This is a genomic window from Actinomyces polynesiensis (assembly GCF_000820725.1).
GTDB classification, from domain to species: Bacteria; Actinomycetota; Actinomycetes; order Actinomycetales; family Actinomycetaceae; genus Pauljensenia; species Pauljensenia polynesiensis.
Window position 1 is genome coordinate 1 of sequence record NZ_CCXH01000107.1, and the last position, 15,518, is coordinate 15,518.

Consider the following 15,518-nt stretch of genomic DNA (forward strand, 5'->3'; position numbering starts at 1 on the left):
GGTCGGGGGCCCCCGACCCGGGCCGTCCGGCCCCCGCTACAGCCAGCCCGCCTCGGTCGCCAGGCGGACGGCCTCGGCGCGGGTGCGTGCCCCGGTCTTCGTCATGGCCGCGCTGATGTGGTTGCGCACGGTGCCCTGGGTGAGGCCGACATCGGAGGCGATGTCGGCGATGGTGCCGCCCTCGGCGACCGCACGCAACACCTCCACCTCACGCTCGGTGAGGGGGGAGGAGCCATGGGTGAGCGTCTCCACGGCGAGGGTCGGGTCGATGACGCGTCCACCGGACGCCACGCGCCGCACCGCGTCCGCGAGCTGCTCGGAGGGGGCGTCCTTGACCACGAAGCCGGAGGCGCCGGCGTCCAGGGCGCGCTGGACGTAGCCGGGACGTCCGAAGGTGGTGAGCATCAGCACCCGGGTGCCGGGGAACCTGGCGACGACGGCCTCGCAGGCGGTGATGCCGTCCATGCGGGGCATCTCCACGTCCATGAGGACCACGTCGGCGGCAGCGGGCAGGTCGGCGAGGACCTCCACCGCCTCGCGTCCGTCGGCCGCCTGGGCGACCACGTCGATGTCGGACTCCAGGTCCAGCAGGATCGCCAGTGCCCCGCGGACCATCGCCTGGTCGTCCACCACGACGACGCGCAGCGTGGGGGCGTCGCCCTCGTCGGCGGGGGTCGTGGCGGCCGTGTCGCCCTGGACGCCGGGCACGGTCCGACGGGTGCTGGTCGGCGCGGGGCCGCCCTGGCCGCGCCCGGCCGCCCCCGGCATGCCAGCGTGCGGTCGAGGGGCGCTCATCGTGCCAACTCCAGGGTCACGACCCACTCCCCGGCGTGGGAACCCCACTCGAGGTGGTCGCCGGGGCCGAGGCGTTCCCGCAGGCCGGTCAGGCCCGTGCCGCCGCCGGAGGTGGAGTGTGACAGGCGGCGGGAGTACCCGTCGTTGCGGATCTCGACCCCACCCTCGCGCAGCGTGAGCCGGACCAGCGCGGGTTGGGCGTGCAGCAGGGCGTTGGTGCAGGCCTCCCGGATGGTGTGGGCGACCAGGGTCGCCGACGCCCCGGGAGCGGGCTCCCCCTGCTGGTCGACCTCCAGGGTCACACCGGCGGAGGTGAGGAGCGTGCGGGCGGAGTCGATCTCCGCGGCGGGGGTGAGGAGCCGGTTGGCGGAGACCACCGAGCGCACGTCTCCCAGTGCCTCACGCGCCAGGTCGGTGAGGTCGTCGAGCTGGGCCCGGGCGTCCTCGAGGCGCCCCGCGTCCAGGAGACGGCCCGTCAGGTCCGCCTTGACGGTGATCCCGGTGAGGGTGTGGCCGAGGATGTCGTGGAGGTCGGCGCTGATGCGGGTGCGCTCGCGTTCCCGGGAGAGGGCCAGGGCCTGGCGGTGCTCCACGGAGGTGCGGCGGTCGAAGTCGATGGAGCTGCGGGCGAAGAAGCAGACGGCGGAGGTCAGCAGGGGCGAGAGGGTGGCGATGAAGAGGTCCGACCACGGTGAGGAGGTGAGGGCGACGGAGGCCGCCCCGAAGCCGAGGATCACCGCGATCCCGGGGAGGACCAGGCGCCGGGGGGCCAGCAGCGTCCAGCTCGCCGAGATGTAGGCCAGCAGGTAGGCGGACTCCCCGACCCCGGCACGCCTGGTGGACCAGATCAGGACCAGCTGCAGCGCGAACATCGCCGTCATGCACACCAGGAGTCGCACGCTCAGGGAGGCCGAGCGGGGGGCGGGCGGGTTGAGCACCCAGGTGAGGACGTAGACGACGGCGAAGGCGAGCGTGGTCCACAGGATCGGTGCCCCCAGGTTCGTGGTCACCCCCAGCTCCACCGCCTCCGAGATGGGGAAGGCGAGGAAGACCATGAAGGGCGCGGCCCACATCAGGGAGACGAGGTTGGAGTCCGGGTCGAGTCCCAGCAGGCGCCGCCGCCGGGGCCGGGTGGGTCGGGGCGTGCGGGTCGGGGCGGGTGGGCGGAGCGTGCCCGGCCGCGGGGAGGGTGCGCCCTGTGCGGTGTCCACGTCCCCAGTCTGCCCCAGGGCGCCCGCGCCCGCCCCCGTGGTCACGTCGCCCTCCCTCCCGGGCGTGGTGCCGGCCGGTGGGGTGGTGGCGCCTGCGGACGGAGTGGTGGCGCGGGACGCCCTCGTACCCACTGCGCTCAGCGCCCCGTGTCGCGGCGTTGGGAGACCACGGCGACGGTCGCGAAGAGGAGCGTCCAGCCGACGTAGTTGGCGACCCAGCCCCAGGAGAAGGAGTCCGCGCCGATCAGCGGCATCTGGACCAGGTTGACGATGCCGGAGAACGGCGTCCAGGGCGCGATCGTCCGGAAGAATTCACCCATGGAGTCCAGCGGGATGAACATCCCGGACCCGAAGGCGCCGATCACGGTGAAGATCGAGGTCGCGGCGAACGCCCCGTCCGTGCGCACGGCGAACCCGGCGGCCAGTCCCAGGGTGGCGGGCAGGATCGAGAGGGCGACGATCAGCAGGGCCGAGAGCAGCCACGCCTGCCACTGCATGCTCGCACCCGTCATGAAGCCCACGGCGTAGGCCACCGAGATCACGGCCGCCGAGATCCCCATGGAGGCCACGACGCGCGAGACGATGCTCGCCGCGGGGCTCAGCGGTGTGAGCGCGAAGAGCCGCGTCACCCCCGAGGTCCGCTCCAGGGACACATTGGCCCCCATGGAGGACGTCGTCATGATGGCCCCGTAGATCGCCATGTTCACCAGGACGGTCGCGGCGGTGTTGCCGTGGGCGACGAGGAGGTCGGAGTAGTCCTGCCCGGCCCCGAACATCAGGTACATGAAGATCGGCAGGGCGATGGCGAAGGCCAGGGAGAAGGGGTTGGTGAGCTCCTTCCAGAAGGTGTACCCGGACAGGCGCCAGAAGCCGTGCCACGGCGGGGCGGGCTGGCGGGCGTCGATCGCGGCGGCGATGTCCCCGGGGCGTGCGGTCGGGTCCGTGGTGGTCGGGAGGGCGGTCGGGGGAGGTGCGGTGGTCATGGCGGTGTCCTTCGGACGGAGTGGTGGGTGGGGGGTGGTGCGGGCCCGGCACCGTGGGGATCGGGTGGCCTGCCCGGGGTGCGTCGGGTGGTCGAGGGGCGACGAGGGCGGGACCTCAGGCGGTGAGGGCCGTGAAGACGTCCTCCAGGCTCGAGGCGACGATCTCCAGGTCGTGGGCGCCGGGGTGCGCGAGGAGCACCCGGGCGGCGTCGTCCAGGTCCGAGCCGTTGATCGTCACCTCACCCCGGGGCCACTCGATCAGCCACTCGTCAGCTCCGGGCAGGGCCCGCAGTCGGGGCTCGAGGGTGGCCCGGGCGCCCTCGTCGATGCTGATGCGCAGTGAGCGTGAGGTGTCGAGGTGGCGGACCTCCTCGGTGGGGGCGTCGGCGATGACGCGGCCGTCCTTGACGATGACGGTGCGGTGGGCGAAGTCCTGTGCCTCGGCCAGGTAGTGGGTGGCGAAGACGATGGTGCGGCCTGTTGCGGCCTGACCTGCCATGAGCTTCCAGAACTCGCGTCGTGCCAGGGCATCCATGCCGGCGGTGGGCTCGTCGAGGATCAGCAGCAGGGGGTCGGGCAGGAGGGCCAGGGCCAGGCGGACGCGCTGCTGCTCACCGCCGGAGAGCTTGACCACCGGGCGGCGGGCGAGGCCGGCGAGGTCGGTCTCCTCCAGGACCCGGTCCACGGGCAGGGGGTGGGAGTGAGCTCCCGCGAAGACCCGTAGCGTCTGCTCGACGGTGAAGTTGGGCAGGAGTGCACCCGTCTGGTGCACGACGCCGACCAGGGAGCGGCGGATCGCCGCGCGCGGGGACATCCCGAACAGGGAGGTGGTGCCGGAGTCGGGCTGCTGGAGGCCCAGCACCATGTCGATGAGCGTGGTCTTGCCCGCACCGTTGCGGCCGAGCAGGGCCACGACCTCACCGGGGTGGACGGACAGGGTGATGCCGTCGACGGCCTGGGTGCTGCCGAAGGACTTGCGGACGTCGTGGACCGCGAGGGCCCGGAGCGGGGGAGCGGTCGCAGGACGGTCGCTGGAGGTCGTGGGGGTCGGCGTGGCGTCCGCGGAGTCACGGGCGGTCTGTGCGTGGGTCGTGGTGTCCATGGCTCCATGGTGTCGCTGGACCGCGCCTGGTGGCAGTGCCGGGCGTGGTGCCACCACCCATGACATCCGTCATCCCGGGGGAGGGACCCTCAGTCCTGGCTGGCCTCCACCACGGCCCCGTACGCAGTCGCGTCCAGCAGGTCCTCCGGCAGGGCCTCACCGGCGACCTCCACCGAGAACAGCCAGGCTGCGTAGGGGTCCTCGTTGATGAGCTCCGGGGAGTCGATGACCCCGTCGTTGACCTCGGCCACCGTGCCGGTGACCGGGGAGAAGAGCTCGGCCACGGACTTCACGGACTCGACCTCGCCGCAGGCCTTCCCCGCGGTGACGGCGCTGCCGGGCTGGGGCAGGTCCACGAAGACGATGTCCTTCAGTTCGTCGACCGCAGCCTGGGTGATGCCGACGCGGGCCGGGGAGGACCCGTCCACCCACTCGTGCTCGGCGGTGTAGCGCAGGTTCTCGGGGTAGGTGCTCATGGGGGTTCCTTCCGGTTCGTGCGGGTGTCGTGGTCCTGTGGGTGTTCCGGTTCGTCGGGTGAGCGGACTTCGGTGTGGAAACTGAGCGGACTTCGGCAGGGGGGTCAGTGGGCGCGCTTGTAGGCGGCCAGGGGGCGCACCGTGGCGGTGAAGGCGTGGCCCCGCACGTCCACCGTCACGAGCGTGCCCAACGCGGCGGCATCGGCCTCGACCAGTGCCATGGCGATGGCGTGGCCCAGGGTCGGGGAGTACAGACCCGAGGTCACGGTGCCGATGCGGCGTCCGGGCTCGGCCGAGGAGTCGGAGGTGAGCACCGGGCAGCCGGCCCGCATGGCGCGCCGCCCGTCGGTCGACAGACCGACCAGCACCACGTCGGGACTCGACACGGCGGCCTGCTCCAGGGCTGCCCGACCGGGGAAGTCCTGCGGCTTGGACAGGGAGACGCAGCGCCCCGCGCCGACCTGGAAGGGGGTGGTCTCCGCGGTGAGCTCGTGGCCGCACAGGGGCATCCCGGCCTCCAGGCGCAGCGAGTCGCGTGCCCCCAGGCCCGCGGGCACCAACCCGTCGTGGGAGCCGATGTCCATCAGGAGGTCCCAGGTCTCCCCGGCGAGCTCCCAGGGCACGAAGAGCTCGAAGCCGTCCTCGCCGGTGTAGCCCGTGCGCGCCACCACGGCGTCGACACCCGCGTAGTCCATGTGGATGCCCGAGTAGTAGCGCAGCTGGCGCAGGGCCTCGACCTCGGCGGGGTGGGCACGGTGGGCGGAGTTCGCGTTGACGAGGATCTCCTCGGCCAGGGGACCCTGCAGGGCGATGAGGGCGGTGGACATCGTGCGGTCCTCCACGCCCACGTCCAGTCCCTCGGCCGTGCCCGCCAGCGTGCGGGCGACGGTGGCGGCATTGGCGGCGTTGGGCACCACCAGGAACTCCCGGTCGTCCAGCCGGTAGACGATGAGGTCGTCGACGATCCCCCCGGCCCCGTTGCACAGCAGGGTGTACTTCGCGCGGCCCACCCCCATGGTGGAGAAGTCGGAGACGAAGGTGCGTCCGAGCAGCTCGACGGCGTCGGCCCCCTGCACGTGGACCTCACCCATGTGGGACAGGTCGAAGAGCCCGGCCCGCGTGCGCACCGCCTCGTGCTCGGCGAGGGCGGAGGTGTACTGCAGGGGCATGTCCCACCCGGCGAAGTCGGTGAAGGTGGCGCCCAGCGCCTCCTCGCGGTCGTACAGGGGGGAGCGGTGCGGGGTGCTCCCGGCGCCCGCCGTCCCCGTGTCGCTCGTGCCCGTGCCCATGTCTGCGTCCTGTCCGTCCATGCCAGTCCTCCTCGGTCCTGCGGGCCGGGTCACCCAACCCGCCCTCATTCGCTGATTCCTATGGTCCCAGTGTCCGTCATTCCGCGTCGGTCGGTGACGGGAGCGTGGCCACGAGGTGGCGGTCCCCGAAGGCCCCGTCGATGCGCCCCACGGGTGGGAAGTACTTGTCGGGGGCCATGCCGGGCAGGGGGAAGGCCGCGCGCTCGCGGCCGTAGGGCCTCTCCCACCCGTCGGCGACGAGGACGGCCGCGGTGTGCGGCGCCCGGTGGACGACCGACTCCGCGGCCTCCACCTCGCCGTCCGTGACCTCCTGGATCTCCGTGCGGATCGCGTGCATGGCGTCGACGAAGCGGTCGAGCTCGCCCAGGTCCTCCGACTCCGTGGGCTCCACCATCAGGGTGCCCGGGACGGGGAAGGACAGGGTCGGGGCGTGGAAGCCGTAGTCGATGAGGCGCTTGGCGACGTCCTCGGCCCCGATGCCGGACTCGTGGGTGAGGTGGCGCAGGTCGAGGATGCACTCGTGCGCCACCAGGCCCCCCGCGCCGGTGTAGAGCACGGGGTAGTCGTCCCGGAGGCGGGCGGCGACGTAGTTCGCCGCCAGGATCGCGCCCTCGGTGGCCCGGGTCAGCCCGGCGGCACCCATGAGCCGGATGTAGGCCCAGGAGATCGGCAGCACCCCGGCCGACCCGTAGGTCGTGGCGGCCACCGGCCCGCCGAGGCCCGTGTCCGTCGGTGCCGGTGCTCCGCCGGCCGGTGTCGCCCCGCCCTGTGCAGGCGTGGCCGCCGCCCCGTCCCCGGCCGTGACGTCCGGGGGTGCACCGGCCCCGCCCTCGTCGACGGGGGAGGACCACGCCGCGGCATCCTGCGCGCGCGGCAGGAAGGGCGCCAGGTGCGCCGCCGCGGCCACGGGACCCACGCCGGGCCCGCCGCCCCCGTGGGGGATGCAGAAGGTCTTGTGGAGGTTGAGGTGGGAGACGTCCCCGCCGAAGCGTCCCGGGCGGGCGAGCCCCACCAGGGCGTTGAGGCTCGCACCGTCGATGTAGACCTGCCCGCCGGCGGCGTGGACCAGGTCGCAGACCTCGGTGATGTGGCCCTCGAAGACGCCGTGGGTGGAGGGGTAGGTGACCATGATCGCGGCGACGCGGCCCTCGTGCTCGGCGAGCTTCGCGCGCAGGTCCCCCAGGTCGATCGCGCCGTCGGGGGCGGTGCCCACGGCCACCACCTGCAGCCCGGCGAGGGCCGCGGAGGCGGCGTTCGTGCCGTGCGCGGAGGCGGGGATCAGGCAGACGCGGCGCTCGGGGTGGCCGATGGACTCCTGGTAGAGGCGGATGGCCTGCAGGCCCGAGTACTCGCCCTGGGAGCCGCCGTTGGGCTGCAGGGACACGGCGGCGTAGCCGGAGATCTCGGCCAGCCAGGTCTCCAGGTCGCCGATGAGCGCCAGCCATCCCTGCACCTGGTCGAGGGGTGCGAAGGGGTGGATGCCGGCGAAGCCGGGCCAGGAGATCGCCTCCATCTCCACGGCCGCATTGAGCTTCATCGTGCACGAACCCAGGGGGATCATCGTGCGGTCCAGGGCCAGGTCCCGGTCCGCCAGGCGGCGCAGGTGGCGCATGAGGGCGGTCTCGGAGCGGTAGCGGTGGAAGACCGGGTGGGTGAGGTACGTGCTCGTGCGGCGCAGGTGGACGGGCAGGTGCTCGGTGGCGGGGGCCGGTGCCGTGGGGGAGGCCTGCGCGTCGGGCGCGACCGGGGCGTCGACGAGGGCGGCCTCGGTGGAGTGCTCCGAGGACATCGGCCGGTCGGCACCCCCGGTGCCCAGTGCCTCCAGGTCGGTGACCGGTGCCTGCGTGGGGACCCCGAAGGCGGTGAGGACGTCGTCGACGTCCACGTCCGTCGTCTCCTCCGAGGTCGACACCGACACGGTGGTGGCGTCGACGCGGCGGATGTTGATGCCCGCACGCTCGGCTGCGGAGACGACCGCGTCGGCGGCGCCCTCGTCGGCGAGCGCCACGCGCACGGTGTCGAAGAACTCCCCGGCGACGGGGGTGAGGCCGTGGGCCGTGAGCCCGTCGGCCAGGCGCGCGGCGTGGGCGTGGGTGCGCTCCGCGATGGCGCGGATCCCCTCGGGCCCGTGGTGGACGGCGTACATGCCCGCCACGATGGCGAGCAGGGCCTGGGCGGTGCAGATGTTGGAGGTGGCCCGCTCGCGGCGGATGTGCTGCTCGCGGGTCTGGAGGGCCAGGCGCAGGGCGGGCGTGCCCGCGTCGTCGTGGGAGATGCCCACCAGGCGTCCGGGCATCTGGCGCACCAGGGAGTCCGTGACGGCCATGTAGGCGGCGTGGGGTCCGCCGAAGAAGAGGGGCACGCCGAAGCGCTGGGTGGAGCCCACCGCCACGTCGGCGCCGATCTCGCCGGGTGGCGTGATGAGGGCCAGGGAGAGGATGTCGGCCACGACGGTGACCAGGGCCCCGCGTTCCTTCGCCTCGGTGACCACCGGTGCCCAGTCGGCCACGCGCCCGGAGTCACCCGGCTGCTGGATGATGACGCCGGCGAAGGCCCCCTCGGGGAGTCCGGCGGAGAGGTCGGCCTCGACCAGGTCGATGTCGGCTGCCCGCGCCCGGCCCCTCAGGACCGCCAGGGTCTGGGGGAAGACGTCGGTGTCCACGAGCACGGGGTCTGTGCGGTGGGCGCGGTTGGCGCGGCGCATGAGGAGCATGGCCTCCGCCGCGGCGGAGGACTCGTCCAGCAGGGAGGCGTTGGCGACGGGCAGCGCCGTCAGGTCGGCGACCATCGTCTGGAAGGTGATGAGTGCCTCCAGGCGGCCCTGGGAGATCTCAGGTTGGTAGGGGGTGTAGGCGGTGTACCAGCCGGGGTTCTCCAGGACGTTGCGGCGGATGACAGCAGGGGTGACCGTGCCGGAGAAGCCCTGACCGATCATCTGGCGCATCGGCCGGTTGCGGGAGGCGAGGTCGCGCAGCTGCGCGAGGACCTCCTGCTCGGTGGCCGGTGCAGGCAGGTCCAGGGGGGAGCGGGTGCGGATCGAGGCCGGGAGCGCGGCCTCCATCAGGGACTCCAGGCTGGGGTGGCCGATCCGGTCCAGCGCCCGGGCGAGGTCGGCGTCGGCAGTGAGGCCGATGTGGCGGATGGTGAAGCCATCGTCAGTGGGTGTGACCATCAGGGACCTCCGGGGCAGGGCTGGACCGACCTGACCACTGTACGTCCCGGTCGCGCCGGAATGGTGGGGCGGGGCACGGATGCCCACGGAGGACCTACCGGATGTCTGCGATGTCGGGGTGAACGGTGACGTCGTACTTGAGGCGGGGAGGCTGTCCGTTGGTGAGCCCGGCGAAGTGGACGGCGCCGGTGGGGGTGCGTCCCTGCTTCCAGGCCTGCTCGATGGCTGCCTCCTCGCTGGGACGGTGATGGGCCCCGCTGTGGTGGAGGGCCAGGATCCGGCGGCCTTCCTCGCGTGTGCTGGTCAGCTCGACCCTGATGGTCGGCACGTCCCTCACCTCCGTGTGCAGTGCCCTGCAGGCTGCGACCACTCGGCGCCGCCCGGGTGGCAGAGGTGTCGTCGGGGGGCCTGGGGGATGATCGCTGTGAACTCAACTTATCAATGTCAAGGTCGATGATCAATGGGCTACCATCGATGCCATGGCACGACGCGCCGACCCTGCCCGCGGCAGGCCTGTCTCCGATGGCGCTGCGTCGACCAGTGCCACTCACGCGCCGGGTGGCGTGTGGCTGCGTGACCTTGCGCCCACACGTCCACGCCGGAACCTCACCCGCGAGGAGATCGTCACCCAGGCGATCGCGCTCCTGGACGACCACGGTGTCCAGGGACTGACGATGCGCGCAGTGGCCGAGCGCCTGGGTGTGACCTCAGCTGCGCTCTACTGGCATGTCCAGACCAAGGAGGACGTGCTGGACCTCGCCTTCGACCAGGTCTTCGCCTCAGTGGAGCTCCCACCCCGGGACGGGCCGTGGCGCCTTCAGGTACGCACCCTCCTGTCCCGGTGGCGTGCGGCCATGCTCGCCCACCCCTGGTCCACAGCCTTGGTCAACCGGCCCATGCTCGGACCCCACGTGCTGGAGCGCACGGAGTACCTCCACGCCGCCCTGGCACGAGCCGGCCTGACGGGCACGGAACTGGTCGCCGCGGCGCGCGTGCTGGCGAACTTTGTCATCGGAAACGCGGTGGTCGAGTCCAGTCGGCCCCTGCTGGGCGCCGACCCTGACCGGGAGGGCCTGCCTCCACAGGCCCATGTCGCCGACCAGGGGCGCTACCCCACACTTGTGCAGGTCGGGCACTTCGCTCAGGAGGAGGTCCATCCGGATCGGATCTTCGAGCTCGGTCTCGACATGGCCCTGACCGGGGTGGCGGCACGCCGGTAGCTCTGAGTTGTCCGGTTCGGGGCCAGGTACCCCAGCAACGAGCCGCTGGAGTTCCCCGGGAGGTCCAGCTCCCTCGTCGCTTCGTCGAGTGGCCTGATCCGGCGTCTGGTGACCGGATCGGTGACCAGACGGTTTCCGCGAGGTGCGGTGTGTGGTCGTCACTGTCTGGGGGCGTGCGCACGCGACCCCGAGCCTCTCAGCGACGCGGGCGAGCGTGAGATGGCCGGCGACGTGTCCGGACAGGGTCCACCACAACCCGCCACGTCACCGCGTCCCGGGGGACGTGTCCGCAACCGCACCGGTGACACTGTGCGTCGCCGCCCACGACACGGCACGCCAGCGCTGCCTGGCCGGGCCCGATGCGTTGCGCGATCGCGATCGGCCCGAGTTCATCAAGTCGGCCGGGACGTCGTCAGGCCAGCAGCCGCAGAGGTGGCGCCAGGCACGTCGTGGTCCACCGGATGTCAGGCGTGGGAGCCTTCATCCCCGGGAGACCTCGACACATCTCGCCACTGGCGCGCCGCATCACGCCGACCATGTGGCTCTTCGGGGTCTCGCCCCAGTTGCTGTTGCGCGATTTCCCGCGCCATACCAGGGGTCATGCCCCATCTGGGGAAGGGGCCAGGGGCGATGCGCTCGAACTCACCGGACTCGGTCAATCGGTCGAGGCCATGCCGAGAGAGACCCTGTGCGCCCAGATCGTCGTAGCTCAGCAGGTCGGGCAGCGTCATGAGGTCCGTCATCACCTTCGGTCAGCAGAGTCTGTGACAGATACAGCACATCTGTTGTGGTCCCTGTTGACCAGCATCGCTTCGACCGACGTTGTGGCGATGGCTGCCAGAGACGGTGATCTCCAGTCGATCGGTGTGGACGCAGACCGCGCACGACCGCGGCATGGGTGATCGGATCACCTCCATGAATGGCCAGTGGGGAACGCCGGGGGCCGTCGTTCGGATCCGACGAGGGGTCACCCTGCATGCGTGGGGGTTCACGAGGCACTTCGAGGAGGTACCACCACCAGGACGAGCAGATCCACCTGCCCCCGCCGAGTCGACGGCTGCCACTGTGAAGGCCTCGCCGACCTTGCCGAGCACGGCTCCGGCTGATGCGCCTGCCACCTCTGCGACCTCCCTGACGTTCTCGACAGGCCTTCCAGAGGGGCCAGACGGGGTCCCACACCCTGTCGCGGGCTCCGAATGAGGTCGTGGCAGCCGACGACAACTGCGATGAACTCCTGCGCGTCGGCGTCGAGGTGGATGAGAACTCGACGTGCATCCGCCGTGGCGCCACCGCGGCACCACCGCGGCGCTCGCGCCGTCGACGGCGCACTGCAGGAGCCGCATGGACACCGGACTGCTGCTCGGTGCCCCGCTCGCGTCGACCCCTCACTCGATGAGGTCCACGTTCCTGTCGGGCACCCCGTCCTCGTTCATGTCGTGGTGGCGCACCTTGCGGGCGTCCCATCGCAGCAGGGCCGCAGCCAGGGTTGCCGCCAGCATCGTCCCCAGCAGGATGGCGATCTTCGCGCCGTCGGTGTGCTCCCCGTCGGGGAAGGACAGCTCGGCGATGAGCAGGGAGACGGTGAACCCGATACCGGCAAGGAAGCCGACGGGCAAGAGGTCACGCAGCCCGATTGCGTCGGGCAGGCGCAGCGCAGTGAACTTCGTGGTCACCAGGGTCGTGGCCAGGACGCCGATGAGCTTTCCGGCCACCAGGGCGACGACGATCGCCAGGACGACGGGCTGGAGCAGGATCCCTTCGGGACCCTCGCCCTCCAGCAGTGAGACGCCCGCGGAGAAGAAGGCGAACACCGGCAGGGCCACACCGTTGGAGAAGGGGCGCAGGTCCTCGTCGAAGCGCCGGGTCCGAGGCTCCACTTCGCCGTGGACAGGGCGAGCGGGCACCGTGAAGCCGAGGAGGACCCCGGCGATCGTCGCGTGGACCCCGGAGGAATGCATGGCACCCCACGCCACCACCGCCAGGGGCACCAAGAGGTACCAGCGGGGGTCGCGCGCACGCACGGCCACGGCGAACGCGGCCACCGCTGCCAGGGAGGCGACCAGGGCCACCGGATCGATGCCCGCGGTGTAGAAGGCGGCGATGACGATGATGGCCAGCAGGTCATCGACCACCGCCAGGGTCAGCAGGAAGGTCCTCAGCGCCTTGGGCAGGCCCGTGCCGAAGATCGCCAGGACTGCCAGGGCGAAGGCGATGTCCGTCGCGGTGGGGATGGCCCAGCCGTGCAGGGCAGCGGTGTCACCCGAGAGGTGGATGATCAGGGTGAACAGCGCCGCAGGCGTGAGCATCCCGCCGATGGCGGCCAGCACCGGAACTGCGGCCTCGCGCGGGTTGCGCAGGCTCCCCCTGATGACCTCATGCTTGAGCTCGACACCGACGACGAAGAAGAACACTGCCAGCAGGCCGTCAGCCGCCCACTCCGAGACACTGAGATCCAGGTGGAGCATCCCGGGGCCGAAGGTGAAGTGGGAGATCGCCTCGTAGGTTCCCCGCCAGGGGGAGTTGGCCCACACCAGGGCCACAGTGGCTGCAGCGAGCAGCAGCATCCCACTGACGGTCTCAGTGGTCACCCACCGCCGGTAACGGGCTCGGGCTGAACGCACACGCGTGAACTGGGTCATCTGTCTCCTCGGGTCGATCCCCGACGGCCGGACATGCCGACGGAGATGTCGACCAGACTTCCCGACGCACCGGTGATCAGCCTACCCGCACCCACGGGCCTGCCCGCACGGACTGGGCCCAGGGGTGGGGAGACGCACAGTGGGGTCACGCCCACCGGGGGCAGGGTGCGTTGCTCTCCCCACCCAGGTGTCACAGGTTCAGCTGGATCCTCCGCCCGGGCACGGCCTCGATGAGCTCACGCGTGTAGTCCTGGGTGGGATGGGCGAAGAGGTCGTCGGAGGATGCCTGTTCAACCAGCTTCCCGTGCTCCATGACCACCACGTCATCGGCGATCTGGCGCACCACCGCCAGGTCGTGGGTGATGAACAGGTAGGACAGGCCCAACTGGGCCTGGAGGTCGTTGAGCAGGTTGAGGATCTGGTTCTGCACGAGGACGTCCAGTGCGGAGACGGCCTCGTCCAGGACGACCACCTCGGGGTTCAGCGCCAGGGCGCGCGCCACCGCGACGCGTTGGCGCTGGCCCCCGGAGAGCTCGTTGGGGTAGCGGCGCATGACCGAGCGCGGCAGGGCGACCAGGTCCAGCAGTTCCTGGACGCGGGCCAGGCGCTCGGCCTTCGTGCCGATCCCGTGGACCCTCAGGGGCTCCTCGACGATGCGGAAGATCGAGTACATGGGGTCCAGGGAGCCGTAGGGGTTCTGGAAGACGACCTGCAGCTTCCGGCGCAGCGCGAACAGGTCCTTGCGTCCCAGTTCTGAGCAGTCCTGTCCCTTGAAGAACACCTTCCCCGAGGTCGGGTCCAGGAGGTTCAGCACCATGTTCGCCACGGTCGACTTGCCCGACCCGGACTCGCCCACCAGTGCCAGCGTGGTCCCGGTGCGCAGGCCGAAGGACACGTCGTCCACGGCCAGCAGCTTCTTGGCCTCGCCCTTCGCCCCGCGCACGTCGAACTCCTTGGTCAGGTGCTCGACACGGATGATGTCCGAGGTCGCGACCGACCCTGCACCGGAACCGGTCAGCTCCTCCTCGGTGACCTCGATGCCGCGGGCGTGCGCGGACTCGATGCGTGCCGAGGCCAGGGACGGCGCGGCCGCGACCAGGCGCTGGGTGTAGGGGTGCTGGGGGTGCTGGAGGATCTCCAGCGCCGGTCCCGACTCCACGATGCGGCCACGGTGCATGACCACCAGCTGCTCGGCGCGCTCCGCGGCCAGCCCCAGGTCATGGGTGATGAAGAGGACGGCCGTGCCCAGCTCTGCGGTCATCTGCCCGAGGTGGTCGAGGATCCGGCGCTGGACGGTGACGTCGAGGGCCGAGGTGGGCTCGTCCGCGATGAGGAGCTTCGGGTGCGCGGCCAGGCCGATGGCGATGAGCACGCGCTGGCGCATGCCGCCGGAGAACTCGTGGGGGTACTGCTTGGCGCGTCGCTCCGCGTCGGGCAGACCGGCCTCCTCCAGCAGGGTCGCGACACGCTGGCCGACCTCGGAGCGCGGCACCACGTTGTTGGCCTCCAGCGCCTCCTTCACCTGCGTGCCGACGCGCAGCACGGGGTTGAGGTTCGTCATCGGGTCCTGCGGGACCAGACCGATCCCGGAGCCACGCAGTTCCACCCACTGCTTGGTCGACAGGTGGGTGATGTCGCGACCGTCGAACTCGATGGTGCCGCCGGTGACGCGACCCGTGCCGGGGAGGAGGCCGATGATCGCGGCAGCGGTGGTCGACTTGCCGGATCCGGACTCGCCGACGATGGCCACGGTCTGGCCGGGGTAGACGGTCAGACTCGCCCCACGCACGGCGGGCACGGTCCCGGTGGAGGAGGTGAAGGCGACCTCCAGGTCGGAGATGCGCAGCAGTGGGTTCGCGTCGTCGGGGTGGTCGTCCTCGTACGAGGGCGACGCACCGGGCGCGGGGGCAGCGGGCCCGGCGTCGGTCGCGGCCTCGTCACCGAGGACCGCCCGGGTCACGGAGTCCTGGAGCTCGCCCTCGGTAGGGCCGGCCTCCTCACCGACCGGGAGGGGGTTGCCCTCGGGGATGGGTTCGATGGGGGGGACCGGGGCGGCGGGTGGGATCGTGCCGTGGAGCTCGGGGTCCATGCGCGGTGTGCCTGCGGGGTTCAGTGGATCGCTCACTTCTTGCGCGCCTTCGGGTCGAGGGCTTCGCGCACGGCGTCGCCCATCATGATGAAGCTGAGGACGGTCAGGGCCAGGGCCATGGCCGGGTAGAAGAGGACCATGGGTTGCGTGCGCAACGAGGTCTGGGCCTGGGAGATGTCGCCGCCCCAGCTGACCACCGAGGGGGGCAGGCCGATGCCCATGAAGGACAGCGAGGCCTCGGCGACGATGAACGTGCCCAGTGCGACCGTCGCGTAGACGATGATCGGGGCCATCGCGTTGGGCAGGATGTGGCTGAGGAGGATCCGCCACTTCGAGGCACCCGTGGCGCGTGCAGCTGTCACGAACTCCTCGTTCTTGGCGGACATGACCGCCCCGCGGGTGATGCGGGCGATCTGCGTCCAGCCGAAGGCCGAGAGCACCAGGACGACCATCGCCACGTTGCGGTCGTCCTTGAACATCTGCATGAACACGATCGCGGCGAGCAGCAGGGGGATCGCGAA

Annotated in this window: 13 protein-coding genes; 1 reads left to right on the top strand and 12 read right to left on the bottom strand. The window is 71.4% G+C overall.

Annotation, left to right across the window (positions count from 1 at the left end):
• Nucleotides 1-36: 36 nt before the first annotated feature.
• From TA90_RS04805 to TA90_RS04840, 8 genes are all read right to left on the bottom strand, one after another.
• On the bottom strand, nt 37-795 hold the full coding sequence (locus TA90_RS04805; RefSeq protein ID WP_269419962.1) for a response regulator transcription factor: 759 nt from the start codon (nt 793-795) through the stop codon (nt 37-39).
• Complete coding sequence (locus TA90_RS04810; RefSeq protein ID WP_147513379.1) at nt 792-2,006, bottom strand: sensor histidine kinase; 1,215 nt, start codon at nt 2,004-2,006, stop codon at nt 792-794. The genes TA90_RS04805 and TA90_RS04810 overlap by 4 nt, the downstream gene beginning before the upstream one ends.
• 137 nt (nt 2,007-2,143) lie before the next feature.
• Nucleotides 2,144-2,989: an ABC transporter permease gene (locus tag TA90_RS04815; RefSeq protein ID WP_082031460.1), complete on the bottom strand. Its 846-nt coding sequence runs from the start codon at nt 2,987-2,989 to the stop codon at nt 2,144-2,146.
• A gap of 115 nt (nt 2,990-3,104) precedes the next feature.
• Nucleotides 3,105-4,091: an ABC transporter ATP-binding protein gene (locus TA90_RS04820; RefSeq protein ID WP_043534881.1), complete on the bottom strand. Its 987-nt coding sequence runs from the start codon at nt 4,089-4,091 to the stop codon at nt 3,105-3,107.
• A gap of 89 nt (nt 4,092-4,180) precedes the next feature.
• Nucleotides 4,181-4,567, bottom strand: a complete 387-nt coding sequence (gcvH, locus tag TA90_RS04825; protein ID WP_043534882.1) for a glycine cleavage system protein GcvH — start codon at nt 4,565-4,567, stop codon at nt 4,181-4,183.
• A gap of 104 nt (nt 4,568-4,671) precedes the next feature.
• A complete protein-coding gene (gcvT, locus tag TA90_RS04830; RefSeq protein WP_231550665.1) occupies nt 4,672-5,877 on the bottom strand; it encodes a glycine cleavage system aminomethyltransferase GcvT in 1,206 nt (401 codons plus the stop codon).
• A 76-nt stretch (nt 5,878-5,953) separates the two neighbouring features.
• Nucleotides 5,954-9,049 (bottom strand): aminomethyl-transferring glycine dehydrogenase, encoded by a 3,096-nt coding sequence (locus TA90_RS04835; RefSeq protein WP_043534883.1) that lies wholly within the window; start codon nt 9,047-9,049, stop codon nt 5,954-5,956.
• A 94-nt stretch (nt 9,050-9,143) separates the two neighbouring features.
• A complete protein-coding gene (locus tag TA90_RS04840) occupies nt 9,144-9,377 on the bottom strand; it encodes a hypothetical protein (protein WP_043534891.1) in 234 nt (77 codons plus the stop codon).
• A gap of 151 nt (nt 9,378-9,528) precedes the next feature.
• Between TA90_RS04840 and TA90_RS04845 the strand changes: the two genes are divergently transcribed.
• The gene (locus TA90_RS04845) at nt 9,529-10,269 is read left to right on the top strand and encodes a TetR/AcrR family transcriptional regulator (protein ID WP_082031462.1); all 741 of its coding nucleotides are present in this window, start codon (nt 9,529-9,531) and stop codon (nt 10,267-10,269) included.
• A 464-nt stretch (nt 10,270-10,733) separates the two neighbouring features.
• Here the strand turns inward: TA90_RS04845 and TA90_RS13740 are convergent, their stop codons facing one another.
• The 4 genes from TA90_RS13740 to TA90_RS04860 form a co-directional block, all read right to left on the bottom strand.
• Entirely contained in the window at nt 10,734-11,012 is a 279-nt protein-coding gene (locus TA90_RS13740; RefSeq protein ID WP_187120092.1) for a type IV toxin-antitoxin system AbiEi family antitoxin domain-containing protein, read from the bottom strand.
• A 642-nt stretch (nt 11,013-11,654) separates the two neighbouring features.
• The gene (gene nhaA / locus TA90_RS04850; protein ID WP_231550666.1) at nt 11,655-12,857 is read right to left on the bottom strand and encodes a Na+/H+ antiporter NhaA; all 1,203 of its coding nucleotides are present in this window, start codon (nt 12,855-12,857) and stop codon (nt 11,655-11,657) included.
• 241 nt (nt 12,858-13,098) lie between these two features.
• Nucleotides 13,099-14,997, bottom strand: a complete 1,899-nt coding sequence (locus TA90_RS04855) for a dipeptide ABC transporter ATP-binding protein (RefSeq protein WP_082031464.1) — start codon at nt 14,995-14,997, stop codon at nt 13,099-13,101.
• Between the two features lie 32 nt (nt 14,998-15,029).
• Nucleotides 15,030-15,518: ABC transporter permease (locus tag TA90_RS04860; RefSeq protein WP_043534886.1), on the bottom strand; the 489-nt coding region annotated here is incomplete at its 5' end.